The 24,957-nt window shown below is 45.4% G+C and carries 19 protein-coding genes, 1 tRNA gene and 4 pseudogenes; 9 read left to right on the top strand and 15 right to left on the bottom strand.

The genetic code is table 11. The features are described 5' to 3' along the window. The 9 genes and pseudogenes from WKT20_RS14340 to WKT20_RS14300 form a co-directional block, all read right to left on the bottom strand. The coding region (locus WKT20_RS14340; protein WP_340417554.1) for a hypothetical protein at positions 1 to 448 on the bottom strand (448 nt) is incomplete at its 3' end. 6 nt (positions 449 to 454) lie between these two features. After that, positions 455 to 1,666 (bottom strand): hypothetical protein, encoded by a 1,212-nt coding sequence (locus WKT20_RS14335; RefSeq protein WP_340417558.1) that lies wholly within the window; start codon positions 1,664 to 1,666, stop codon positions 455 to 457. A gap of 291 nt (positions 1,667 to 1,957) precedes the next feature. After that, positions 1,958 to 3,232 carry a MobV family relaxase gene (gene mobV, locus WKT20_RS14330; RefSeq protein ID WP_340417553.1) on the bottom strand — a complete coding sequence of 425 codons (1,275 nt, stop codon included), beginning with the start codon at positions 3,230 to 3,232 and terminating at the stop codon, positions 1,958 to 1,960. A gap of 317 nt (positions 3,233 to 3,549) precedes the next feature. Next, positions 3,550 to 4,425, bottom strand: a pseudogene (locus tag WKT20_RS14325) (toprim domain-containing protein); the annotation flags it as partial. A 211-nt stretch (positions 4,426 to 4,636) separates the two neighbouring features. Then, entirely contained in the window at positions 4,637 to 5,704 is a 1,068-nt protein-coding gene (locus tag WKT20_RS14320; protein WP_340417552.1) for an AAA family ATPase, read from the bottom strand. A gap of 11 nt (positions 5,705 to 5,715) precedes the next feature. Beyond that, positions 5,716 to 6,024 carry a DUF3853 family protein gene (locus tag WKT20_RS14315; RefSeq protein ID WP_117701267.1) on the bottom strand — a complete coding sequence of 103 codons (309 nt, stop codon included), beginning with the start codon at positions 6,022 to 6,024 and terminating at the stop codon, positions 5,716 to 5,718. 72 nt (positions 6,025 to 6,096) lie between these two features. Next, positions 6,097 to 7,311, bottom strand: coding sequence for a hypothetical protein (locus tag WKT20_RS14310; RefSeq protein WP_340417551.1), 1,215 nt, complete (start codon positions 7,309 to 7,311; stop codon positions 6,097 to 6,099). A gap of 12 nt (positions 7,312 to 7,323) precedes the next feature. Next, a pseudogene (locus WKT20_RS14305) lies at positions 7,324 to 8,609 on the bottom strand (PDDEXK nuclease domain-containing protein). A gap of 63 nt (positions 8,610 to 8,672) precedes the next feature. After that, positions 8,673 to 9,797 (bottom strand): annotated as a pseudogene (locus tag WKT20_RS14300) (tyrosine-type recombinase/integrase); the annotation flags it as partial. Between WKT20_RS14300 and WKT20_RS14295 the strand changes: the two are divergent. Further along, positions 9,746 to 10,153 carry a RagB/SusD family nutrient uptake outer membrane protein gene (locus tag WKT20_RS14295; protein ID WP_340417557.1) on the top strand — a complete coding sequence of 136 codons (408 nt, stop codon included), beginning with the start codon at positions 9,746 to 9,748 and terminating at the stop codon, positions 10,151 to 10,153. The pseudogene WKT20_RS14300 and the gene WKT20_RS14295 sit on opposite strands and share 52 nt — an antisense overlap. A gap of 134 nt (positions 10,154 to 10,287) precedes the next feature. After that, positions 10,288 to 12,345 carry a glycoside hydrolase family 20 protein gene (locus WKT20_RS14290; protein ID WP_340417550.1) on the top strand — a complete coding sequence of 686 codons (2,058 nt, stop codon included), beginning with the start codon at positions 10,288 to 10,290 and terminating at the stop codon, positions 12,343 to 12,345. 6 nt (positions 12,346 to 12,351) lie between these two features. On the opposite strand, the gene WKT20_RS14285 is transcribed toward WKT20_RS14290, so the two are convergent. The 5 genes and pseudogenes from WKT20_RS14285 to WKT20_RS14265 form a co-directional block, all read right to left on the bottom strand. Next, positions 12,352 to 13,386, bottom strand: coding sequence for a carbohydrate porin (locus WKT20_RS14285; RefSeq protein WP_340417549.1), 1,035 nt, complete (start codon positions 13,384 to 13,386; stop codon positions 12,352 to 12,354). Next, a pseudogene (gene mgtA, locus WKT20_RS14280) lies at positions 13,383 to 15,715 on the bottom strand (magnesium-translocating P-type ATPase). Before mgtA ends, WKT20_RS14285 begins: the two are co-directional and overlap by 4 nt. A 181-nt stretch (positions 15,716 to 15,896) precedes the next feature. Continuing rightward, positions 15,897 to 17,267 carry a HAMP domain-containing sensor histidine kinase gene (locus tag WKT20_RS14275; protein ID WP_340417548.1) on the bottom strand — a complete coding sequence of 457 codons (1,371 nt, stop codon included), beginning with the start codon at positions 17,265 to 17,267 and terminating at the stop codon, positions 15,897 to 15,899. Further along, positions 17,264 to 17,962 carry a response regulator transcription factor gene (locus WKT20_RS14270; protein WP_340417556.1) on the bottom strand — a complete coding sequence of 233 codons (699 nt, stop codon included), beginning with the start codon at positions 17,960 to 17,962 and terminating at the stop codon, positions 17,264 to 17,266. Before WKT20_RS14270 ends, WKT20_RS14275 begins: the two co-directional genes overlap by 4 nt. 65 nt (positions 17,963 to 18,027) lie before the next feature. Beyond that, positions 18,028 to 18,101: transfer RNA gene (locus WKT20_RS14265), tRNA-Ala, on the bottom strand. 118 nt (positions 18,102 to 18,219) lie between these two features. On the opposite strand from WKT20_RS14265, the gene WKT20_RS14260 reads away from it, so the two are divergent. The 4 genes from WKT20_RS14260 to WKT20_RS14245 all read left to right on the top strand — a co-directional run bounded on the left by WKT20_RS14260 (position 18,220) and on the right by WKT20_RS14245 (position 22,326). After that, the gene (locus WKT20_RS14260; protein WP_117701279.1) at positions 18,220 to 18,714 is read left to right on the top strand and encodes a GNAT family N-acetyltransferase; all 495 of its coding nucleotides are present in this window, start codon (positions 18,220 to 18,222) and stop codon (positions 18,712 to 18,714) included. Positions 18,715 to 18,845: 131 nt separating this feature from the next. Then, on the top strand, positions 18,846 to 21,293 hold the full coding sequence (locus WKT20_RS14255) for an FAD-dependent oxidoreductase (protein WP_340417547.1): 2,448 nt from the start codon (positions 18,846 to 18,848) through the stop codon (positions 21,291 to 21,293). A 2-nt stretch (positions 21,294 to 21,295) separates the two neighbouring features. After that, complete coding sequence (locus WKT20_RS14250; protein WP_007562955.1) at positions 21,296 to 21,685, top strand: MarR family winged helix-turn-helix transcriptional regulator; 390 nt, start codon at positions 21,296 to 21,298, stop codon at positions 21,683 to 21,685. 14 nt (positions 21,686 to 21,699) lie between these two features. Continuing rightward, a complete protein-coding gene (locus tag WKT20_RS14245) occupies positions 21,700 to 22,326 on the top strand; it encodes an epoxyqueuosine reductase QueH (protein ID WP_178254734.1) in 627 nt (208 codons plus the stop codon). Here the strand turns inward: WKT20_RS14245 and WKT20_RS14240 are convergent. After that, complete coding sequence (locus WKT20_RS14240) at positions 22,289 to 22,948, bottom strand: hypothetical protein (RefSeq protein ID WP_340417555.1); 660 nt, start codon at positions 22,946 to 22,948, stop codon at positions 22,289 to 22,291. The genes WKT20_RS14245 and WKT20_RS14240 overlap by 38 nt on opposite strands. A gap of 175 nt (positions 22,949 to 23,123) precedes the next feature. Between WKT20_RS14240 and WKT20_RS14235 the strand changes: the two genes are divergently transcribed. The 3 genes from WKT20_RS14235 to WKT20_RS14225 all read left to right on the top strand — a co-directional run. After that, on the top strand, positions 23,124 to 23,675 hold the full coding sequence (locus tag WKT20_RS14235) for a DUF4251 domain-containing protein (protein ID WP_118166042.1): 552 nt from the start codon (positions 23,124 to 23,126) through the stop codon (positions 23,673 to 23,675). 16 nt (positions 23,676 to 23,691) lie between these two features. Continuing rightward, positions 23,692 to 24,315 carry a DUF4136 domain-containing protein gene (locus tag WKT20_RS14230; RefSeq protein ID WP_117701287.1) on the top strand — a complete coding sequence of 208 codons (624 nt, stop codon included), beginning with the start codon at positions 23,692 to 23,694 and terminating at the stop codon, positions 24,313 to 24,315. 18 nt (positions 24,316 to 24,333) lie between these two features. After that, positions 24,334 to 24,957, top strand: a 624-nt coding sequence (locus WKT20_RS14225) for an outer membrane beta-barrel protein (RefSeq protein WP_340417546.1), incomplete at its 3' end; no start/stop codon positions are given.

Raw genomic sequence — 24,957 nt, 5'->3', positions numbered from 1 at the left:
GAAATGTGGCTTCAATTTGTTTGGCAACACGTTTTATAGCACCTCTAATGTCTGCAGATACGCTCAATCCTAATGTACTGTATGCACCACGACATGAAGCTATCGGGCGACCCGTGAGGAAATCTATGAAATTCACAGTTACAATGGATTCTTCTTCTAAAATATCTACCCCATATTTTACCATAAGCAGTTTTGACTGTTGTGTTGCAGTCAGCTCATTTATACGCATATCACTGACCAACGTAAGACGAGAGCCTTCTACTGCATCAAACAACTGTATTTCGTATTCCATCAGTTGGGCAGGAATGTGATAGGTGTCATTGTTGATGATTGAGGCATATTCATATTTAGACAAATCTGCATTTTGCGACACAACGCTTTTAGAGGTTGTGCAAGATGATACGGCTATTCCGATAAAAAATAGGAATGTGATAATTACTCTATTCATAAATACTTATTTAGGTTCGATATGCAAATAAAAGCTTTCTTCTGCCAATTCCTCCTCATCAGGAAGCTGATGCAACATCAGCATGCGGGTGGTTTCGTTTTCCCAATACCTTTCAGCCACTACACCTTTTTCAGGCAGACATTTGAATAGACTTTCTTTGCCGTTGGCATTTTCTCCAGTACCAATACTGTTTTCCATCAGTATCATGACTGCCTTTTTAGTTGTCGGTAGAAAGTCTGCATCCGGCAGCAATTTATGGTTTACTGGGACAAATCGAGAATAAGGATTATAGCCCTTGGCAACAATGTCATACAACTTGTACTCATAATTTCGATCCAACAGACAATAGGCCGTCAGATTCGTAGGCTTCTGTAGATTAATTGCGTCCCATTCAAGTCCCAAAAAATTGCGGTCATAAAGCGTGATGCGATGCGAAGTTTCATATTCCACTTTTCCATCGCGGTAGCCTTTCAGATGGCTCTTTACCGTACCGCTCTTGAAGAAGTGCGAACTCCATTGTGTAGTGATATGTGTTTCTGCGCTTTCTGCAGAAACTTTGTTTTCAGCCACTTTGAATGTGTGAGGAAAATCATCTGCGCTCCACACAATAGAATCATAATAGTGTGTGAACCCAGGGATGTCTATGGGTGAATATTCACCGTTTATATCCGTGATTCGAAAGGTAATCAAATCGAGAGGTGCCGGCAGCGGACTTTCAATCTTCATAAAGGGAGTATATTCGGACATTATCATCTTGAACTTCGCTTCTTCGGGCAACCCTTCCGGCTGTGGGTCTGTGGGGCCCTCCTCGTTAATGAGTCTGGAAAAACCGATAAGCGTATACACTTTTCTATCCCCGTCATTGGCTGAAATCTGAATTTCTTCGTATGTTAGTGCTACATCATCAGGAGTAGATGGAGCGAAGTGAATTTTCACTTGACTGCCTTCTATCTTGAGGGTGACCCATCCACAATCGTATACGTAAGAATCTCCTGATATGGGGTTGAGCACATCATAATTCTCACAAGTCATTACCATATCGCCTCCCTTGCCATTCGTCTCAAAAAAATAGGACGGAGAAACGTCTGTGGTTGATTTTAAAAATTGGACGTTTGCAGGCGTAATGATTTCATATGACCACTCCATGGGTCTTGCTGGTAAAACATCATCCTTGTCGCAAGCCGTTAAGAGCAGGCAGACAAGCACCATAAAAGGCATGAACAATTTATTCATATTCGTATTATATACTCTATTGGCCCCATTCGAGTGGCTAAATGGATGATGAGAAGCGTGAGCCAATTATGCTTCATCCTAAGCAACCAGATGAACATACCGTTTCTTTGATTTCTTATTCTTAGGTAGATGATTCTACACAAATGTAAAATTAGTCATTTAATCGAGATTTTGCTTTATGTTGAACGAATTTATAATTTGAATCCTCTGTTTTTTTTGTTCTTTCTGCACCGAATTACGCAGATTCTGCTGTAACTTTTCCCATTGTTCCTTAAACTATTGTACTATGGGCTGTCGGTTTATAGTCAGCATCAACTTATGTTCCTCGGTCAAATCGTCCTCAATCTTGCAGATCACATCCTTTATTTTGAATGACTGTCTATGCTGCGTGGAGTACAGCTTGCCACTGCAAACGATGGGCTTTCTTTTAGCCAAAAGCACGTCTATCATCTCCTGCGTGAATCCAGCCGACTTGCAGAACTTCTCCATTTGCAGCATTTCTCTCATAATGGGGAACCATTTGAAAGTTTTGCCGATGATTTCGTTCAGCTCTTCTATTTTCTTCATCTTCATGTTCAGCTCCTGTCGGTGTATCTCCTGCTGGCGGTGTGTCTCTGTGCTGTGACGCTCTTCCTGCATCCTCATGTGCTCGTTCAGCAGACGAATCTGGTTGTCACGTTTGTCTATCTCACCCTGTAGCTTTCCGTTGGCTTGTTCCAGCTCCTTCAGCTTACCGCTGCCGAAAAGAGAACCGACCCCGCTGGCAATGGCTGTCATGGCATCCGTAGCCTTGTTTTTCAACTGCTCGGTTCTGGCTTCACTTTTGATTTTAGCCAGCTCGCTTTCCGCCCGTTCCTTTTCGGCAAGCAGCAGACCGATGTTTTCCTGTATGTCCTCTGTCTGGTTCAGCAGGTCACGGTAGTATTGGGCGGTGGTGGTATGCCGGGCTTCCGAGCCGACAATACCTCGCTTCAATCCGTATTTAGCCATAGCCAGTGCATACCCGTCCTGATAGGCTTTAAGCTTTTGCCGGGTCATGATGTCATTGGCTGACAGCCGTGCTGCACCGCTCGGCTTCTTGCGGTAGTTCTTCTTCACCAGTTTTTCCGATTTCTTCTTTCTGCGTTCGGTCTGGACGATAGGGATGAGGGTGGCATGGATATGGGGTGTTTCCTCGTCCATGTGCAGCACAGCCGAAACCACGTTCTCGCTGCCGTAGGTACGTTTCATCCATTCCACGCTGTTCCTGCACCATTCATCCAGCTTGCCTGCCTGCTCTATCTGCTTCATGTCCTTGGGGCTTCCCGATAGGATGAAGCGGATGGCACGTACCTGGTTGGTTCCGATTTTGCGTGTCAGTCCGGCACTTTTCAGCCTGTGGCTGATGGCTTCGTTGCGGTTGGTTACTCCACCGAGAAACTCAATCAGCTCACGGTTGAGATGCGTCCGTGTCGGATCTGCGTTCTTCGGGGTGGTCTTTCTTTCGATGTGGTCGGACATCTTGCTGTCCGACCCGTGCGCTTTGTCAAGATGCAATACTGCGAATCCCATGTTCTTCCTTTCTTTCTGATTCGTTAGACATTTGTTTTCTTACTCCTCTTGGGAGCGGCATAGCCGTTCATCGGGGGTGTCCAGAGGGGTGGAACCCCGTTGGCTCATTGGGGGATTTTTAGCGTTACTTGTAATGCGGCTCGAAAAATCCCCTAATGAGCTACGACTTTTTCAGCATGGAAAAGTCCACGCGCCCGTCCCTACATGCTGAACCCTCTGCTCCGTTTGGCAGGTTCCTCTCCGGTGGCTTCTTTTCCCTTTTGTCGGCTTGCTGTTTCAGCTTTCATCCGGATGGCTTCCGCCTGCTTTCCGGCTCTCTGCTGTTGTAAGTATTCGTTCAGGTCCTTGCACCCGCCATAAATCTGCGAAGCGTCCCGGATGTGCCGGTCTCTGCCGTATTCCATGCGAATTTGCCGGAGTGCTTCCATTCCTGCATGGTCGTTGTCGAAAAAGCAGTGGATGCGTTCGTAATTGCCCAACGGATAGAGAGCCTTGTTTATATTCGATACGGAGTTCAATACAATGTAGTCCTGCCCGTCCAATTCCGGATAATTCGGGCAGCTTTCCTGTCTCAATGTCAGAAAGGAAAGGTAGTCCATGAATCCCTCGAACACATAGCAGGCAGTCCTTGCTTTTCCCGCCTATCTGATATGGGAGATTTCCTTGGGAGCGATGCAGCCCTTGAAATAGGGGTTACGAACCTCAAACCCACCCGAACCGTTAGGGAATGCGATGGCAAAGTAACGCTTGCCGTTGTGGGTGTAACGAGCTTCACTACATTCTCTTTTTGCCAGTTCCGTGTTTATTCTCCTTTCCTGCAAATATGAGAGCAGGGCAGGAGAAGAAAGCGGTACAATCTCCAGTTGTTGAAAACGTGGCTCGGAAGATGACTGCTTGCCAAAAGAGAAAGAAACAGGACGGATATGTGTTGACTGTTCCGCAATCCGCTCCAGCAGGTAAGGTACATGGTCGGTAGCATACAGGTGTGCAGCCAGTTCAATGATACCGCCCCCTTTCCCTAAACCGAAGTCGTACCACTGGTTGCGTTCGGTGTTCACTTTGAAGGAAGCCTCTGTTTCTTCCCTCAAGGGAGATTTGTACCAAAGGTTGATACCCTGCTGTTTGACGGGTGAATAACCCAGGCTGTGCAGGTAGTCAGCCAGATTGATTTGTTTTGCAGTCTCGATGTTCATAAGGAAATCGTTTTTAGTGAGTACTTTGATTATTTCTCTTTTTGCCCGCAACTCTTAAAAGTATGCGGTCAGTACAATCACTTCACTAAACTCCTAATATATAGACCCCCGGAATTAAGTGAAGTGATTAGTCTGTTTCTGAAATCACTTCACTAAATTGTCGTATATATAGGATACGGGAATAAAGTGAAGCGATTTTCGGGATTGTCGGCTAATAGTGGTAATCGGGCTTGAAGGAATACTTCCTGCCGTTTTCCTGCACTATCATCCGTTTGTTGCGCAGCATGGTGATAAGCGCCACTGCATTCTGGTGATTCAGTCTAACCCCTTCTGCCAGATAAGTCCTGATTAAGGTGTCTTCCAGCTCTTTGTAGCCGTATTCCTCTTTCAGTGCAAAAGCGACTTCCAGTGCGGCACGGTGCTGCGGTTCTGAAATATCCTTGTAAGGGTCAAACTTTTCCACCGAGGGTCTTCCCGGCTTCCTTGCTTCCGGCTTGTAACCTTCCGCAAGTTCGGGCAGGGCTCTGTCGTTGATGCGGAATGCAAAAGGCTCGAAATCCATCGCCCGGATGTGCATGGCGGAAACATGGCTGATGTCGCTGTTTCCCTTGTCCTTTTCCACCAGCAGGACTGTTTCTGCCTTGTTGTTCAGTTCCGTACCAATGTGCCCTCTTGCGTTCTCATCCCCCTTGTTCTGATGCAGTATCGTATGGATATGAATCTGCCTGTCGTCCGTCCACTGCATCAGCTTGGATATGATGCGGGTGGATTCACCGGGGCTGTTGATGTCGTACACCATATCCCGGATGCCGTCTATGATGACCAGCCCAATATCCGGTGAGTGGTAGATTGCCTGCTCTACAATGCTGATGCGCTGTTCCGGGGTGTATTTTCTCAAAGCGAGAAACTCCAGATAACCGCTGTCACTGTCGTCGGGCAATCCTGCCATCCGCAGGATCCGCTTCATCACTTTCAGGCAGTGGTAGGGGCTTTGCTCCGTATCTATATAAAGCACTTTCCGCTTTTCCTCGGGCAGTTCAGCCGCATATCGTAACACGGTACCGTTCTTCAATGCAGCGGCTACGATAGCCGATACATTGAAGGTCTTCTTGCTCTTGGCTTTGCCGATGGATGCGCTGAAATTGCCCAGCGTCCCGATGACAGAGCCGTGTACTTTCAGAATTTCGGGGGCTTTTTCGTTGCATCTTGACAGACTTAGCCTGGATTCCTGCCAGAGGATAACGGCTTGTTCGGGTGATATTTCTTTTATATAGTCCATAATCACCTCCTTTATCTGCGTCCTCCGGTTTTCTTGCCAGCCAGTTCCAGCGCCAGTTCCGCATCCACGATAATCTTGCGCCCAATCTGGGTAATGGCTTTGTCTATCTTTCCGCTTTTCTTGATACGGTTGGCTGTGGGCAGGCTGCATCCGAAAAGCTTGGCTATGCCGAGTATGCCGTACACGTACTTTCTTTCCGTGTCGGTGGTTGGCTGTGTTTGCGCTTCTGCCTGTACTGAAGCGTGTCTGCTTAGAAAAAGGAACTCTTCGCCTGTCATCTGCCAGACGGGTTTCACTAACAGTTCTTTGAGGTTGTTCATCGTCCGTATGATTACTTGTTTGACAATAGCCCTGCGCACAGGCTGTTTCTTTTGTTCTCGAACGATGCAAAATTAGGTAGGGTTTTGAGTGGTAAGTATGTGGATGATAGATACGGATTGTTCTGTTATATCACTGAATATCAAGAAATAAAAAATACCACTCAAAAAATATTTTGAGTGGTATAAGTGGTTATGTCGTAAAATATATCGGAATATCACGGGGTATCGGAATATTCCGTCCATTTCCTTGGCGAACTTTTGGTTGGGAATACTGGGTAAATCGGAGACGGGTTCCCTGTACTTGGACTTGTAATAGTCTTCATCAATATCCAGGTGTTTCAGGATGGCTTCCTTCCATTTGTCCTTATCCTGCCCCGGCAACTGCTCCCTCATCAGGGAAATCAGATAGCATACCCGTATCTTTTCCCTTGGCTTTATTTTCAGTACGTACTGGCAGGGATGCAGATTCATGCAGGCATAGAAATCCGGTGCGGTAATGTCTTCAAACTGTTCCCCTGCACAAACTTCATGAATGAGGGAAATCAGTTTCATGCTGAAATATTCAGGCAATCCGGCAGTCGTAGCTGTAGTCGATGCGGTTGTAGTTTCAGCTTCCGGCTGGCTGTCTGTACGGCTCTGCCTGTCTGCTTCGTTCGGTTGGCTTTCTTCGTCCGGTACATATTTGGTCAGGATGCCCATGAAGTGTACGCTAAGCAGGTAGATGTCGTCGCAACGGTTTTTCATGTATTGCTGGGCTTCTTTCCAGAGAAGGGTTTGCTGCTCATAAAGATGGTCCAGCTGGGCTTTCTCCCTTTCATATTCAGCCTTGCAACGCTCATATTCTCTTTCCGCCAGCTTTTCTTCTTCGGGTGTATGCTCTCGGTAGCCAATGGAATCATAGCGGTTGTTGGCTTCGTTCATCGGTTTGCGCAGCCTGTTCACCTCTTCCATCTCTTCCTTGATGGCTTCCTTATAGCTGTCTGCATATTGGTTACATACACGCATGATTACCTCGTCATTGGGAAGGCGGTAAGATTCATAAAGCCGCGTGTATTCTCTGACTTCCTTTTTCAGGCTTTTCAGCAGCAGGGTACATGGCTCTGGCGGTGTATGAAGCACCAGTTCAAGGATAGCTTGTTCAAAAGCTGTTATGTCGTTCCATTCCGAGTAAAAGTCAACGATGAATTTCTGCTTTTCAAAAGAGAAAGTATGGCTTATAATCCAATCTTTGCAGATTCTGTTCAGCTCCCCGTATTGAGGAATGAGGGTTGTTATCGTTTTCTGCATGGCATACTCTTATTATTGAGGGTCCTTGTCAAGGAAAGAAGCCAGTTCTTCTTCCACTTCTTCCACGCTGGGCAACGCTGATTTCAATTTCTCGGGAATCGCCTTGCTCAATTGGTAATCGCTGATGCCGATGGGCTGGTCATAGCCGGAAAGGGCATACTGGGCAACCACTTCGTCCTTCCCTCTGCACAACAAAAGACCGATGGTCTTGTTGTCGTGTTCCCCTCTCAACTTATCATCCACCACGTTGATGTAAAAGTTGAGTTGTCCGGCATATTCCGGCTTGAAAGGAGTGGCTTTCAATTCTATGACAATATATGCGTGCAACGGAATGGAATATAAAATCAGGTCGGCAAAGAAATCGCTGTTTCCGACTTGGAAGTGCTTCTGCCGGGCAACGAAGGCAAAACCGTTGCCCATTTCCAACAGGTAGCGGGTAACGTGTTTCACCAGCTGTTCTTCAATATCCCTTTCGTCTGCTTTTTCTTTGGCTCCTGCCAAATCAAAGATGTACGGGTCTTTGAGTAGGTAATTGGCAAGGTCGCTTTGTGGGCCGGAAGTGTGGTCGTGAAATTGTTTACCTTGTTGTTGCTGATTTGTCGGCTATACAAATCACTGTCAATTTGCATTTTCAATACATTGCTGCTCCATCCCATTTCCACAGACTGCTTCATGTACCAGTAGCTTAGACCTAAAGGTAGCGAACTGTCAAGTATAGTCATTTGGCTTGTCCAGTTTATTTTGGCTATAGGAGAGGTCAAGAAAACTTCTTCTATTTCCCTGATTCCCATCCTGTAAATGGCAGACACGGTTTTTCCCACATCTTCAAATTGCGCAGGAACTTCCTGCGTAATTGCTAATGATTGACAATCAATCGATTGTATTTGCGCAGTAAGTTCCTGCGTAAATTGCTTGTCATTCAGTTTCAATACTTCATTGGTCACACTCTGTATGGTTGGGACAGACAGGCTTGCATCTGTTTCTATGAAACTTTGCAACGCTCTTAAAGGATATGCTTTTGCAAACTGGCACATATAGGTAAGGTTACGTTCCGAATAGCCTTTCTTTTCAGGGTAATGCAGTCGGATAGCCTTTGCCAACTGCTTGATGATTTTGCTTCCCCATCCGTGCAGCTGCTGGTGATAAAGGATGTAATTGCCTATCTTCCAGTAATGGAACAGCATTTGTGCATTGGCTGCAACAATCAGCCTTACTTGTGCCTGTTCTATTTCCGAACCGACCGCTTGTATGAATGCATCAAAATTCGTTTTCTCTATGTTGGATTCCTTGTTGCTCATATTGTGATGATAATTTCTACAAATATAGTCATTGGTAACTATCTATGAAACTGTTTGATACTTTTATAGTTGATTAAACTTGTTCATGGCATTTGCCTTAATATCATCCGCTATGTCAATGTAGGGTTTCATAGCTTTGTAGTCGCTGTGTCCCGTCCATTTCATGACCACCTGTGCCGGGATTCCGAGAGCCAGCGCATTGCAGATGAATGTCCTTCTTCCTGCATGGGTACTGAGCAAAGCGTATTTGGGTGTGACTTCATCAATACGTTCATTTCCCTTGTAGTAGGTTTCCCGTACAGGCTCGTTGATTTCTGCCAGTTCGCCCAGCTCTTTCAGGTAATCGTTCATCTTCTGGTTGCTGATGACGGGCAGAGCCATGTAATTCTCGAAATGGATGTCCTTGTATTTGTCCAGTATGGCTTTGCTGTATTTGTTCAGTTCAATCGTCAGGCTGTCGGCAGTCTTGACTGTGGTTATTTCGATGTGGTCGGACTTCACATCGCTTCTTTTCAGATTGCGAACATCCGAATACCGCAAACTCGTAAAGCAGCAGAACAGGAAAACATCACGCACACGTTCCAGGTATTGCTTATCCTTGGGTATCTGGTAGTCTTTCAGCTTGTTCAGTTCATCCCAAGTCAGGAAGATTACTTTTTTCGAGGTGGTTTTCAGTTTCGGTTTGAACGTATCGTATGCAATGTTCTGATGATGTCCTTTCTTGAAGCTCCAGCGCAGGAACCATTTGAGGAATCCCATTTGCTTGCCGATGGTGCTGTTTCTCATATCCTTGGTGTCACGCAGGAAGTTGACGTATTCGTTCAATCCAAACTCGTTGAAATAGTTGAACGTTGCATCCTCCTTGAACTCTTTGAGGTGGTTCCTCACTGCTGCAAATTTTTCATAGGTGGATGCCGTCCAGTTATTCTGGTTACCGCACTCTTTTACAAACTCATCGAACACCTCCCAAAAGCTGACAGGGGCTTCTTCCGGCTGTTCTTCGCTGGTGTCTTTCATTCTCATGTTGAAAGCTTCCTTCAACTGTTGGGTCGTTGGCATGACCTCCTGCACCTCAAATTTCTTGAAAATATTCTGGATTTCGGCATAGTATTTCAGCAAGTCCGTATTGATTTCGGCTGCACTTTGCTTTAGCTTGTTGGTACATCCGTTCTTTACCCGCTGCTTATCCTAATGTTTCAGGAGATAATGCAAAATTGATTAGAGAAATTCGTCGTGAACGTCGTATTGAAATGTTTGCTGAAGGAGTACGTTATGATGATATCCGTCGTTGGAAATGTGGTAATTTATTAACTGCACCACGTTTAGGTACCATTATAGAAGGAACTGGATATTCAGAGAAAGATATAGCGGCTTTAAAAGAGACAGTAGGGGTTAATGAAGATGGAGCTTTGACTATTTATGAAAAGCGTTATGTGGGTCAGAGGCCTACTCCGATATTTGAGGAACCGAAACACTATTTGTCGCCAATTCCAACAGATGAAATTGGTAAGGCACCTAATATTAAACAGAATCCTGGTTGGTAAAATTATGACTTTAATTTTGTGGTGATCTGATAATAAATTTATATATTTACACTCAGGAAGTTTACCCAAGCATACATTGAAATCGTAAGCTTGGGTAATTTCTTATTAATATGTATCCTAAAATAATCCGTAAAATGAAATCCTTGTTATTCCTTTGTTTTTGTGTGGCAATGGCCTTTTCAGCCATGGCTTCTTCGGTATCTGACACGTATGTAATTCCTAATCCTCAGCAGATGGTATGTGGGGACGGACATTTTGTGCTTCGTGCACAGGCATCTTTCTCCTGTAACCTGACAGGAACTGATAAAGACGATTTTGTATCTTATGTGAGTAATTCTCCTTTTGCGCTGACTTATAAGAAGAAAGGAAAGGCTGACATCGTTTTTAAACTTGTCAGTCCGGAAAATGCGAAGATGAAAGAAGAGGCCTATCGCTTGAAAGTGACAAAAAAAGGCATTCAGGCTGAGGCTACTTCGACTTCGGGGTTGTTTTATGCCTTTCAGTCTATTGTGCAGCTGGCGCGTGAGAGTGGAAATGGTACGTACCAGCTTCCTGAAGTGACGATAGAAGATGCTCCTCGCTTTTCGTATCGAGGCATGCACCTGGATGTATCACGTCATTTCTATACGAAAGAATTTGTCAAGAAACAGATTGATGCGCTGGCCCGTTATAAGCTGAACCGCTTCCATTGGCACCTGACGGATGGAGCCGGATGGAGAATTGAAATCAAGAAATATCCGGAACTGACGCGTGAAACGGCCTATCGTCCTTTCCCAGACTGGAAAAGCTGGTGGAATGGCGGACGTACGTATTGCAGACAAGATGCTCCCGGAGCTTCCGGAGGATATTACACGCAGGAAGATGTGAAGGAAATTGTAGAATATGCCCGTCAGCGTCATATCACGGTGATTCCGGAAATTGAAATGCCGGCTCACTCGGAAGAAGTTTTGGCCGCTCTTCCGCAACTGGCTTGTGGAGGTGATTTGAAACCTGGTGGAGAATTTTGTCCGGGAAAGGAACTGACTTATGAGTTCCTGACCAATGTATTGAAAGAAGTGATGGAGTTGTTCCCTTCAGAATACATTCATATTGGTGGAGATGAGGCAAGTACGAACCATTGGAAACAATGTCCCGACTGTCAGGTACTTATGAAAGCAGAGGGAATGAAGGAAGAAGGTGAATTGCAGGAATATCTTGTATCCAGAATTGAGAAGTTTTTGAAAGAGAACGGCCGCAAGATGATTGGCTGGGATGAGATTCTGACAGGCGAGCTGGACGAAACTTCTGCTGTAACGGTGTGGCGTGGAGAAGATAAAGGTGCGGAATCGGTAAAAAGAGGATTGCGTACCATCTTGTCACCGGGAGCATATTGCTATTTTGACAGCTACCAGGATGCACCGCGTACGCAGCCGGAAGCCATCGGAGGATATCTCCCACTGGAAAAGGTTTATTCATACGAACCGGTGACGAAAGCTTTTCCTGCTGATAAACTGGATTGCGTGTGGGGCGTACAGGGAAATGTGTGGACGGAATATATACCGACACCCGAGCATGCTGAATATATGATTTATCCTCGTTTGCTGGCTTTGGCTGAAGTTGCCTGGACAAATCCGGAGCAGAAAGACTGGAAACGTTTCCATGCAGAGGCTTTGCAGGAAGTAAAGGTGTTGAAATCAATGGGTTATCATACTTTTGACTTGCAAAATGAGGTGGGCAACCGTCCGGTGGCATTGAGCGTGGATAATCATTTGGCAAAGGGTAAGAAGGTGGAATATGTACGTCCTTATTCGGACTCTTATCCGGCTGGAGGAGAATCGGCATTGACTAACGGCATACATGGCGGTTGGGTATATACCGACCAGCGCTGGCAGGGATTCCTTGGAAAAGGGGCCGATGTGATTGTGGATTTAGAAAAATCACAACCTATTCAGCAGCTTTCCATTGATTTCATGCAGTTGAGAGGTCCGGGTGTGTTCCTCCCGCAGAAAGTCAGCTTCCTGATTTCAAACGATGGAAAAGAATATACACTTTTGAAAACCATCACTACTACACTGCCCATTACGGACGAACAGTTGACCATTCAGACGTATGACTGGACAGGTAGTTGTGAGGCTCGTTACGTACGCGTGCAGGCTGATATCAATCCTGAGGCCGGCGGTTTCTTGTTTACTGATGAATTTGTTGTAAAATAATAAATGTCAGGTAGTCGGGAGTACATAGCTGAAGCGCAATAAGCCAATCAGATAGCGTGCTCCCGCTTGCTGAATGAAATGTAAGGTGGGTTGTATAAATCCGTTGCCTGAAAAGGGAATTTTCCATGTAAATTCACTGGCCCATTCGTATGAAGGAGAAAATCGGGCGTAGTCGGTGAACAGTCCGCCTTCTGTTTTTCCACATTGCCAGGTGAGACCTATGCCGGCATAACTTTTGCATCCTCTGGAGGTACCTGACTGGAATGAACCTTGCAGGAGTGCATGCAGACCGGGAGCAAGACGTTGCTCTGCATATCCCCAGATTATTTTTCTCCTTTCTTTTTTTGTCTTTTTTGGAGTTCCCTCTTCATAGTCCATATACATGCCGCTATGTAGAGCAAAGCCCACATGATAATTGCTGCCATGTTGTTGATAGTTTAGTGAAATGATACTGAGTATTCCGTCACTTTGTGGGCAGAACCGGAATACGTTTTCTTTTCCTGAAAACCGATAGTAACCTTTTCCGTTGTATACCGATGTTTGTAAGGACCATCGTGTGAATTGCAGTTCATAATGCAGTCCGACGGAAGCTACCGGATAATTGGCTATTTGGTAATCGGCGGACAAAGTGGGAAAGATGCCACATGAACTGTTGGTGAATAACGAGGTGACAGGGGAAGTGAAATAGTCTTCATTCAAGTTCCGGATACCGAAAAATAGCGAGGAATGACCGAACTGTTGCTGGACGCCCAATGTCGCGAGGGCAAGCGGATGGTTTTCTTCTTCAATGTTGGAAAAGGTCTGAAAATCATCTGCCAGTGATTCGGGGCGGGTTCTGGCTGTACTGATGGTGGCGGCTTGTAATGTCGTATGTTTGCCTAATGAATGAGTGAAATCCAGTCTCAGCAGATTAACCCAGTTATTTCCTTGTTTGAAATCACTTTGTAGTTCTGTGGTGTAGCTTACTTGAAGCTCCTGAGCCAGGCCGTAGTGACAGGACACTACGGCGAAGGACAGGAACAGTTTTATGAATCTTGTCATAACCATTTGGTAAAACGATGAATATACCAGTTCTTAATTAATTGAGTCAATATGCAGTAGGACAACAGGATACCGATGAGCCAGGGGAAATAGCTTAATGGCAGTGCTTCCAGCCCGATAGAGCTTCCAAACGGGGTGAAAGGCAGCAGGATACCGATGGCCATAATCAGCAGGGTAAGTCCGGTTACTTGCCAGGAGGCACAGCTTTGTATGAAGGGGACTTTCCGGGTACGTATCATGTGCACAATCAGGGTCTGCGAAATATCGTACAGCAGATTTTGAATCAGCAGGTGGATGGGGAGCATGGGCAGGAAGGGAAGGAACGCACTGGCCGCCATTACGCTGAACATGTTTCCGAAGTTGGAACTGGCTGTCATCTTGATGTATTTGGTGATGTTGCCAAATGTTTTTCGTCCTTCCAGTACACCGTCTTCCAGTACCATCAGACTTTTCTCCAGCAGGATAATGTCGGCACTTTCTTTGGCAATGTCCACTGCAGAATCTACCGAGATACCGATGTCTGACTGACGCAATGCTGCGGCATCATTGATTCCGTCGCCTAAGAAGCCTACCGTGTGCTGTTGTGCTTGCAGTAGGGTGATGATTTCCGTTTTCTGTATCGGAGTAAGTTTGGAAAATACGGTCGTCTGGTTGACTGCTTTCATTTTTTCCTCTTCACTCATCGTTTCGAAAATGGGGCCTGTCAGGGCATTGTCGGTGCGGATACCCACTTGGCGGGCGATGGTGCGAACCACCGCATCATTGTCGCCAGACAGAATCTTGATTTCAATGCCGTGTTCATGCAATTGCTTAATGGCGCTGGCTGCCGATTGCTTGGGAGGATCCAGGAAAGCCAGATACCCAATCAGTACCATATCTTTCTCGTCCTCGATACGGAAATCACAAGTCTTGTCCAGGTAGCTTTTGTGGGCTACGGCAATAACACGCATACCTTGCTTGTTCATCTGTTCAATGATGTCGCGTGCCTTGTTTTTCAGTTCGATGGTCATGGGGTGCACCTCTCCATCAAACTCAGCATGCGAGCAGATGTCCAACATTTCCTCTACGGCTCCTTTTGTGATAATCTGTCGTTTCCCTTGACGGTCTTCTACCACTACCGACATTCTTCGCCGGGTAAAATCAAACGGGATTTCATCTACCTTTGTATAATTATCCTTCAGGTATTCCAAGGACAAGTCCTTTACGTGCGACAGAATGGCTTTGTCCATCAGGTTCTTTAATCCGGTCTGGAAGAAACTGTTGAAATAAGCGTGGCGTAGGATACGTCGGCTTTCGTCATTGCTTCCATCGGCGTTGATGTACTTCTCCAATACAATCTGGTCGCAGGTGAGGGTACCGGTTTTGTCTGTACAGAGAATGTTCATCGCCCCGAAGTTCTGAATGGCATTCAGGTCTTTTACAATGGTTTTCTTCTTTGACATAGCTACGGCACCTTTGGCTAGGTTGGCAGTAACAATCATCGGGAGCATTTCAGGGGTAAGTCCTACAGCTACCGATACGGCAAATATGAATGCTTCCAGCCAGTCGACTTTAGTCACACCGTTTACCAGGAAAACGAACGGAATCATGATGAGCATGAATCGTATCAGCAGGAAACTGACTTAGCTGATCCGCTGACTACATTAGAGCCCATGAAGCAGATGTTTTCCAGCTCAATTACACTTCCTTTGCTGTGCTTGTTTCCTTTGGCTTCCGGACGTTTCTCTATCGGGTCTGATTCTCCCGTCAGGGAAGACTGGCTTACAAACAAATCTTTTGCTTCGATGATACGCATGTCGGCAGGAATCATGTCTCCTGCAGCAATCATAACAATGTCTCCGGGAACCAGGTCTGCAATGTTGATTTCTTCATCTTGGTTACCAGCTCGTCTTACGTAACAGGTATTGGTCACCATTTTCAGTAAAGCTTCACTGGAGGCATTGGCTTTCCATTCTTGCCAGAAACGCAGTATGCTGCTGGCAATAACCATAGTCAGAATAATTATGATGGCAGTCCAGTCCTGTTCTCCTGGATTGGCCAGCAGCACATCGAGTACAAAAGAAATGATGGCCAGCGCCGTGAGTACGCCAATAAAAGGATTGATAAAAGCTTTGATGAAAGTCGATACGGGATTCTTTTTCTGCTCATGTTCCACTTCGTTCTTCCCATAGAGAGACTGTCTGGCTTCCACTTCTTCTTGTGTAAGTCCGATACGGCTTGTCTGGAAATAGCTGAAAACTGTGCCTAGTGTCTGGCTTGTTGCTAAAAATACCTTTTCGCCATTGAAGGTGAATGTGGTGCTACTTTTTCTTTTCTTCCACATGATCATTAAAATTCATAGGGTGATTACTATGTTTTCTTTTCACGTGGCAAAAGTAGGCAATGCCCCCGACAGAGACTGTTAGAGAAATATTAGAGTGGTATTAGAAAACTATTAGAATTTGTGAGACTAATTTTCTAATACCACTCTAATGGAGTTTATTTTTTCTTTGAATGTATGCGTTAAAAGATTAAATGTGAGGAAGTTCGATGATGAAGGTCGTTCCTTCTCCCTGTTTTGAATGTACGGCTATACTGCCCTGATGCAGTGCGATGATTTTCTGTGCAAGCGCCATCCCGATACCGTGTCCTTCCGTATGCTGTTCCTGCTCTCCGCGGTAGAACAAGGTGAAAATCTTTTCTTTTTCTGCATCCGACATACCAATTCCGTCATCCGACAGGCGGATAATGGTCCATTTATCCCAGTAGGAAATCTGAATGAAAGAAGATTTGTCGTCTGAATACTTGCAGTTATTTTCAATCAAGTTAGCAAAGGCAATGTTCAGCAGGTAGTCATTACCCATGACGGTAATCATCCGGTCGTCTTCCGCATCTTCCTGTTCAAAAATCAGTTCGATGTGGTATTCCGGATGGGCACGAAGAATGATTTCCCGTGTATCGAGCAACAATTCGTCTAACCGGATTTCATGCATCTTGATCTGTTCTTTCTGGTAATCTGCTTTAGCCAGATTGAGCAGCCCGTCAATCAGTTTTGTCATTCGTCGTGCATCCTGTAGCACGTTCTGCATGGCTTGACGATATTGTGTTTCAGTACGATCCTTCTGCAGACACAAATCCAGTTCCGCAATGAGGGCAGCCAGTGGGGTTCTCATTTCGTGAGATACGTTGCTGACAAACATTTTCTGGGAGTTGAATGAAATTTCAAGTCGCTCCAGTAGTTCATTGAAAGCCTGGCTTAGTTCTCCTAATTCGTCTTTCTCGTTTCTTACAGGCAAACGCTGGTCAATACGTGAAGCGGTAATCGTTTCTGCTTCTTTTACGATTTCCCGGATAGGTTTTAAAGATGCCCGAACCAGGAAATAGCAGGTAATAAATAAAAGTAAGAGACCGATAAAAAACAGGATGACCAGTGTTTTCTGAAGCTCCAGCAGGTTGGTGTGTCCGTAACCGTCGTAAGCTGCGGCCGTCACAATATAAGTCTGTCCGTTGAATGGATAAACCATCCCGACGGCCTGGTATTTTCCGATATAAAATTCAATTTCCTTTTGTTGGAGAATTTGGGCAATCATTTCCGGATTCTCTTTGACAATATCATTGTCGATGGCATCGTGGTAGAGCATGTGGAAGTCTGTGGTATATACAGCCACTTCCACCTCATTAATAAACTCCTTATTATTCAGGTAGATGGATTGCATGATGTCGGCATCTACCTGGTTTTGCAGGAACAGATGTACTTTGGTAACAGCTTCACTCTTCAGGTTATGGAAGAAGGTATTGCTTCGGATATGCTCGCTGACCAAATAGATTAAGGTCATGCAAAGCAGAAATGCCACAGCTATGACTCCGGTATTTTTGAGCGTAAGTGCGGTTTTGATTTTCATGGCTTTTCGTCAGTAAGAATAAATCCAATTCCAGGTTTGGTGTGAATCAGTTTAGTTTCAAAGTCTTTGTCTATTTTTTTGCGCAGGTAATTGATGTATACATCGATAAAGTTGGTACCGGTATCAAAGTGGGTATTCCAGACTTTTTCGGCAATTTCTATCCGGCTGATGACCCGTTCTGCATTCTGCACCATGTAGGTAAGCAGATTGTATTCTTTTGGAGATAAGCGGATGGGGTTTCCTTGGCGCATTACCTCTCTGCGGTTGGTATCAATTTGAAGGTCTTTGTAGGTAAGTTTCTCGGGAGCAACAACAGATACAGTTGCTTCTGCTTTTCTTTTTAGAAGCACTTTAATGCGTGCGTTCAGTTCCCGGAAGTCGAAAGGTTTTACCATGTAGTCATCTGCACCCGCATCAAATCCGTCGAGTTTGTCATCGGTTGCTCCCAAGGCTGTCAGCATAAGTACAGGGATATGCGGATTTGCTTTGCGTATTTCTTTGCAGAGTTCAAAGCCATCCAATTTGGGAAGAATAATATCTGAAATAACCAGCTGGAAAGAGTGAGATTGGAACAGACGAAGCCCCATGGCTCCATCGTATGCCACCATGGTGTGATAGCCATTTTCTTCCAGTCCGGTTTTTAGCAAATCGGCTACTCGTTTATCGTCTTCTATGATTAAAATAATAAATTGAATAAGTCAGACAGGGTCTGTTTTTATATTTAATCAGGGAAAAGTCAAGTGGAGTAGAAAAGAAAAAGTGGAGCATACAGGACTCGAACCTGCCACCTTTTGACTGCCAGTCAAACGCTCTAGCCAGATGAGCTAATGCCCCATTTGTTTTTGAAGTTGTCACAAAGGTACAACATTATTTCAAAAAAACAAGAAACCTGCTCTATAAAACAGAAGAAAACCATTAGTTTTGCGTCGGTTTATCAAAATAGAAAGGACTTATGAATTTACAGATACGCAAGGCTACATTGGATGATTTGGACCGTTTGATGGAGATATTTGAAGAAGCCCGTCGTTTCATGTGTCGTACGGGAAACCCTAATCAGTGGATTAATGGTTATCCCCAGCGGGAACTGATACAGGAGGAAATAGAGGCTTCTCACTGTTATGTGTGTGTAACGAAAGACGGAAGAGCAGTGGCTACCTTCTGTTTCATTCAGGGACCCGATCCGACGTATGCACGCATTGAAAACGGAGAATGGCGAGACGACTCTCCTTATTATGTGATTCATCGGCTGGCATCCGACGGTTCCTGCAAGGGGATAGGAAAACTATGTGTAGACTGGTGTTTCCGTCAGTGGCCGTGCTTGCGTGCCGATACCCATGCAGACAACAAGGTGATGCAACATCTGCTGCTTTCTACAGGCTTTGCGTATTGTGGAATTATCTATGTGCGTAATGGAACTCCGCGACTGGCTTATCAGAAATTAGCTTAGAAAGAGACGCTTTCCCTTAATAATGCTTAATTGGTAAATATTTTCCATTGGAAATTTATTCTTTATGTAATTATTTATTTTCTTTGCAAAAAGTTTCCATTAGAAAATAATAACAAAGAAAATAAATAGATATGAAGTATGTAATTGTTGGTGGGGTCGCAGGTGGAGCCACTGCGGCTGCCCGTATTCGGAGAAACACGGAAAAGGCTGAAATCATTCTGTTTGAGCGTGGAGAATATATCTCTTATGCCAATTGTGGTTTACCTTATTATATAGGTGGGGTAATTCAGGATCGCGACCGCTTGTTTGTACAGACTCCGGAAGCATTCTCCACTCGTTTCCGCATCGATGTGCGGGTACGTTCGGAGGTTATGGCAATTGATACTGCCCGTAAAGAAGTGAAGGTACGCACTTCGGACGGAAAAGAATATACTGAAACATACGATAAATTGCTGCTTTCACCGGGGGCATCGCCAGTGCGTCCTCCTTTGCCGGGAATCGATAATGAAGGAATCTTTACCCTGAGAAATGTGGCAGATACAGACCGCATCAAGGCTTATATGCAGAGTCATGAGATAAAGAAAGCAGTGATTGTCGGAGGTGGTTTTATTGGGTTGGAAATGGCCGAGAACCTTCACCATGCCGGTATTGAGGTGGCTGTAGTAGAGATGGCAGATCAGGTGATGGGACCGATTGATTTCTCTATGGCAGCGCTGGTGCATGGCCATCTGCAACAGAAGGGTGTCAAACTGTATTTGCAACAGGCAGTGGAAGCCTTTGAAAAGACCGATTCCGGACTGAGAGTTAAATTCCAGTCGGGATTGCAGGCAGAAGCTCAGCTGGTTATCCTTTCCATTGGTGTACGGGCTGAAACTCGTCTGGCCGTAGAAGCCGGACTGAAGTTAGGAGAAATGAAGGGTATTTATGTAAATGAATATCTGCAGACTTCCGATGAGTCGGTGTATGCCGTAGGTGATGCCATTGAATATCCGCATCCGATTACCGGTAAGCCGTGGTTGAACTTCCTGGCTGGACCGGCTAACCGTCAGGCACGTATCGTAGCCGATAACATGACATTTGGCAACCGAGTGAAATATGAAGGTTCTATCGGGACAGCCATAGCGAAAGTGTTTGATTTGACGGTGGCTTCTACGGGACTTCCCGCCAAGCGTCTGAAAGCTTTTGGTATACCTTATCTGTCGGCAACCATTCACTCAGGTTCGCATGCCGGTTACTATCCCGATTCTTTGCAGATGGACATCAAAATTACTTTCTCTCCTGAAGACGGTCGTTTGTATGGGGCACAGATTGTGGGATACAATGGAGTGGATAAGCGAATTGATGAATATGCATTGGTCATCAAGCAGAAAGGAACCGTATATGATTTGATGCAACTGGAACATGCCTACGCACCTCCTTTCTCTTCAGCTAAAGATCCGGTAGCGGTGTCGGGGTATGTGGCTGGAAATATCTTGAACGGCAAGATGACTCCTCTTTATTGGAGAGAGTTGCAGCAGGCCGATTTGACTAAAGTGACCTTGGTGGATGTGCGGACAAAAGACGAATATGAACTGGGGCACATTTCTGGAGCGGTGAACGTGCCTTTGGATGAGATGCGTTCACGGATGAAGGAAATTCCATCGGACAAACCAGTCTTCTTGTACTGCGGAGTCGGCTTGCGCGGTTATCTGGCCTCTAACATTCTGAAAGAAAACGGTTATAAGGATGTGCGTAACCTGATAGGTGGTATCAAGACCTACAATGCAGCGGTTACTCCGGTTTGCCAGCCGGAAGAAGCATGTGCCGTAGCCTGCTCGTGTGAAACGGCTGAAGGAAATTCGGATTGCAAAAAGGTACATGTGGTAGATGCCTGTGGCATACAGTGTCCTGGTCCTATCTTGCGTTTGAAAAAAGGGATGGAGGAACTGAAAGCCGGTGAGCAGATGGAAATTCATGCTACGGATGCCGGCTTCCCGAGAGACGCAGAGGCATGGTGCCGTACTACCGGAAACCGCTTCCTTTCCTTTAAGTCGGAAGGGGGAATCTATAAGGTAGTGGTAGAGAAAGCGACTCCTTGTGCCATAGAGGCTTCCCGTCAGGACGTGGGAGAGAAGGGAAAAACTTTCATCCTTTTCAGTGATGACCTTGACAAAACTTTGGCTACCTTTGTGCTGGCTAACGGTGCGGCGGCTACGGGTAAGAAAGTGACCATCTTCTTTACCTTCTGGGGACTGAATGCCATCAAGAAGGAACGGAAACCCTTGGTGCAGAAAGACATTTTTGGAAAAATGTTCGGCATGATGTTGCCTTCCAGCTCTCGGAAACTCAAGCTTTCAAAGATGAATATGGGAGGTGTGGGTACGAAGATGATGCGTTACATCATGAACCGTAAGGGAATCGATTCATTGGAATCACTTCGTCAGCAGGCCATTGATAATGGAGTAGAATTCATTGCTTGCCAGATGTCGATGGATGTGATGGGAGTGAAAAAGGAGGAACTGCTGGACAACGTCACCATCGGTGGGGTAGCGACCTATATGGACCGTGCCGAGGAAGCCAATGTAAATCTGTTTATTTAAGTATGGAAAAAATAAAATGTATTTGTGTGATGAGAGAGCTCTTTCGGGCTCTCTCTGAACTTGAATCCCGTTTGATGCAGTCGCATGGAGTGTCGCTGAACGAAGCCATGGTGTTATGTGCTATTGGCAAGGAGCGGGTAGCAGCCAGTACGATTGTAGAGCGTACGGGACTGACTCCCTCGCATGCCTCCAAGGTGATTCGTGCGGTGGAGGAGCGGAATCTGTTAGTGCGTGCTTTGGGCGAGAAAGACAAGCGGCAAATGTATTTCTCTCTGACAAAAGAAGCGCATAACTGCCTGAAGGGAATACGCGAGCAGGGGATAGATATACCGGAACTGTTGCAACCCTTGTTTGCTTCTTATGCGGAGGGAGTGTCTGATTCGTGTGAATAAAGGTAAGTGAAAGGATGAAAAAGAAGAAATTTGAATTGGAAGTACCCGGTGGAGCCGACAAAGTCCTGTTGCACACCTGTTGCGCACCGTGTTCATCGGCTATTATCGAATGCCTGTTGAATCATGGCATACGTCCTACTATTTATTATTGTAATCCGAATATCTACCCGTTGGAGGAATACAATATCCGTAAGGACGAGTGTACCCGCTATGCCCAGTCGTTGGGCTTGGATATTGTGGATGCAGATTATGACCATGCATCCTGGCGTTGCACGGTAGCCGGACTTGAAAATGAACCGGAGCGCGGAGGGCGTTGCCTGAAATGTTTCAAAATGCGTCTGGCCGATACGGCCTGTTATGCACATGAGCACGGTTTTTCAGTCATCACGACTACGTTAGCTTCCTCTCGCTGGAAAAGTCTGGAGCAGATTAATGAAGCAGGGCATTGGGCTGTAGCTGCTTATCCCGATGTAACCTGGTGGGAACAGAACTGGCGCAAGGGTGGCTTGAGTGAACGCCGTATAGCTATTATCAAGGAATATAATTTCTATAACCAGCAGTATTGCGGCTGTGAGTTTAGTATGCGGAAGCATGACGAAGAGCCTACTCCTTCTTCTCTTCCTCCTTCTTCGCCTCAATAGGCATGGTGTTTTCCTTATAGGCAGAGAAACCTTTTACTTTTACGCGTTCTTTTTTCTCTTCCTCGTTGATAGCTGCCTGACCTAACTGGTTCATGTTATCCTTTATTGCATTGTGCATGTCAAAGAAATAGTCCAGCAGCATTTTCATGTGTTCTTCCAATTCTCCTTCTCTGGGAGAGAAGAACGTGTGGCAACGGGAGTGTAGTCCGATGGTCTTCTCATCCTCGTCCACCATATAGACGGTAGTGACCAGTGAGTTTACATTGGCTAAATTGATAATCTCTTTCAGATAGGGAAGCGCTTCGTTGTCGGCATTGATGGAGCCCCACCACGGATTCCAGATCATGATAAATCGGTTCTCTTCTTCTGCCGCAATATAGAAATCGTCGCCCTGATATTTAAAGGTGATGTGATTTTCTTCATTCACCTTAGGCTGGCAGCCTATTTTCTTCAGTACGCTGATGACGAGGTCTTTCGTCGTGACTTCGTCTTGTTCGTCTTTTGTCATTCTTTCAATGTATTCCAACCGTTTCTGACGCTCGCGCAAGAAACGCAAGGCAAACAATACGACCGGCCAGAGGGCCAGTGCAATGACGGCAATCAATAAGGTTATTTCGCTGATGTGTGTCATGGTACGGTTTTTTTAAGGTAATGAATAGATTTTTTCTTTATATATTCTAAAGATAACAATTTTATTTGAAAACGAGGAAATACATTATACTTTTTTTAACAGGAATTATGCAGCAAAACGCTGAATCTGTTGTTTATAGTATGTAATCAATTAAAGACATAGATGTATGAAAAAAATGGTATCAATTCTGATATGCGCTCTGGCCTTGATGGTCGGACATATTCAGGCTCAAGAAGTTGAGTTGACCAAAGAAGAAAAGAAAGCTCTTCAAGAGAAAATAGACAGTATTCATCATGCAGAAGCCATGGAAGCTGTTAATGCAAGGAAATTTACCCTTGAAGCAGACCAGGTGGTGTTTAAGTACGGGCAGACGGCCTACGTGACATCGAATACTAATTTCGTTTCTGTAGACGGAGAAAATGCGGTGGTGCAGGTAGCTTTTAATATTCCGGCTGCAGGCCCAAACGGATTGGGAGGTGTGACGGTAGACGGAAAGGTTTCTTCTTACGAAGTAAAGACTGACAAGAAAGGTACGCTTTATTTATCTATGAATGTGATGGGCACTGGTATTTCGGCTCGTTTGGATATTAGTATGCCGAAGGGAACGAATAATGCCACGGTTACCATTACCCCGAATTTCAATTCTAATCGTCTGACCCTGAACGGGGTGATACTTCCGTCTTTCAAGAGCTCAGTATTTAAAGGGCGTTCAATTTAATAAAACAAGATGAATTATGAGAAAAATGTTGTTTTTTGCGTGTCTGTTGTTGGGGTTGTCGGCATGTGAGAAAGACCCTGACATGAATCAGCTGGACGCGGATCTGGTAGTCTATACCGATTATGATAAGGATGCCGACTTTGGTAGCTATAAAACCTATTTCTTGCCTGACAGTATTTTGGAGGTTGGCGGGTATCGTGCTACTTACTGGAAGGATGAGAATGCAAAGGCTATTATTAATAAGGTAGCCGCTGAAATGGATGCACGCGGATACACCCGTATCCTTGATCCGGAAAAGAAGGAAGAAGCCAATGTGGGCTTGCAGCTTTCCTACGTAGCTCAGACAACTCAGGTCATTACCGGTGGATACTGGGGCGGCTGGTGGGACTATGGCTTCTGGGGTCCCTGGTCTGGATGGTATTATCCGTATCCTGTGTCCTATTCCTATAATACCAATACCTTGGTGATGGAGATGGTCGACCTGACTGCCGATGAAGGCGGTGCACAGAAAAACCTTCCGGTAGTATGGTATGCCAGTGCGTCTGGATTCCAGTACAGCGGGCAGTTTAATCAGATGATGTTGCAGAACTCGGTGGTACAGGCTTTTGAACAGTCACCTTATATTAAATCGGTTAATTAATTAGAGGAGGAATTTGAAATGAAGATAAATGTATTGAAAAAGATGGCGCTGCTGGCCTTTATGTGTCTGGGAGTGGCTGTAAGAGGATTTTCGCAATTCGATATCAGCAAGACTACTTTGAAGGTGGACTGGCAGATGAATGCGCCTTTTTCTACTGATTTTGCAGATAAGTTGAGCGGATGGGGAATGAACTATGAGTTGGGCTATCAGTTTACGCCTCGTTGGGAAGCTGGAGTCTTTGCTTCTTTCCATACCAATCATAAGTATGTGGGGCGTCAGACCTTGTCATTGTCGCCTACAGAGTCACTGACTACCGACCAGCAGCGTTCGGCATTTCAAGTACCGTTTGGCGTGATGGGAGCATATAATCTTTCTACCAACCGTTATATAAAGCCTTATATCGGAGTGAAGGCAGGTGCTATGTTTGCCCGTAATACTACTTATTTTGGTAGCGGAGGTGTGTACGACAAATCGTGGGGATTTTATGTTTCTCCGGAAATCGGTCTGAAGATCTATCCGACAGGAAAGAAATGGGGATTCCATGTAGCCGGCTACTATAGTTATGCTACCAACAAGACGCAGACATTGACTTGCGACATTGAGGGGCAGAATCATGCCGGTTTCCGTCTGGGAGTAATCTTG

The organism is Phocaeicola sp. ICN-14070 (genome assembly GCF_037892625.1).
Taxonomy (GTDB): domain Bacteria; phylum Bacteroidota; class Bacteroidia; order Bacteroidales; family Bacteroidaceae; genus Phocaeicola; species Phocaeicola plebeius.
Note: the sequence above shows the minus strand (reverse complement) of the source record. Positions and strands in the feature narration are given on the sequence as shown.

Excerpts from the sequence above, each read along its gene's own strand:
- WKT20_RS14250 (WP_007562955.1), top strand. The coding sequence starts at position 21,296 with ATGGAAAAAATAAAATGTATTTGTGTGATGAGAGAGCTCTTTCGGGCT.
- WKT20_RS14310 (WP_340417551.1), bottom strand. The coding sequence starts at position 7,311 with ATGCAGAAAACGATAACAACCCTCATTCCTCAATACGGGGAGCTGAAC.
- mobV (WP_340417553.1), bottom strand. The coding sequence starts at position 3,232 with ATGGGATTCGCAGTATTGCATCTTGACAAAGCGCACGGGTCGGACAGC.
- WKT20_RS14285 (WP_340417549.1), bottom strand. The coding sequence starts at position 13,386 with ATGACAAGATTCATAAAACTGTTCCTGTCCTTCGCCGTAGTGTCCTGT.
- WKT20_RS14335 (WP_340417558.1), bottom strand. The coding sequence starts at position 1,666 with ATGCCTTTTATGGTGCTTGTCTGCCTGCTCTTAACGGCTTGCGACAAG.
- WKT20_RS14315 (WP_117701267.1), bottom strand. The coding sequence starts at position 6,024 with ATGAACAACCTCAAAGAACTGTTAGTGAAACCCGTCTGGCAGATGACA.
- WKT20_RS14275 (WP_340417548.1), bottom strand. The coding sequence starts at position 17,267 with ATGAAAATCAAAACCGCACTTACGCTCAAAAATACCGGAGTCATAGCT.
- WKT20_RS14320 (WP_340417552.1), bottom strand. The coding sequence starts at position 5,704 with ATGGACTATATAAAAGAAATATCACCCGAACAAGCCGTTATCCTCTGG.
- WKT20_RS14290 (WP_340417550.1), top strand. The coding sequence starts at position 10,288 with ATGAAATCCTTGTTATTCCTTTGTTTTTGTGTGGCAATGGCCTTTTCA.
- WKT20_RS14245 (WP_178254734.1), top strand. The coding sequence starts at position 21,700 with ATGAAAAAGAAGAAATTTGAATTGGAAGTACCCGGTGGAGCCGACAAA.
- WKT20_RS14235 (WP_118166042.1), top strand. The coding sequence starts at position 23,124 with ATGAAAAAAATGGTATCAATTCTGATATGCGCTCTGGCCTTGATGGTC.
- WKT20_RS14260 (WP_117701279.1), top strand. The coding sequence starts at position 18,220 with ATGAATTTACAGATACGCAAGGCTACATTGGATGATTTGGACCGTTTG.
- WKT20_RS14230 (WP_117701287.1), top strand. The coding sequence starts at position 23,692 with ATGAGAAAAATGTTGTTTTTTGCGTGTCTGTTGTTGGGGTTGTCGGCA.
- WKT20_RS14255 (WP_340417547.1), top strand. The coding sequence starts at position 18,846 with ATGAAGTATGTAATTGTTGGTGGGGTCGCAGGTGGAGCCACTGCGGCT.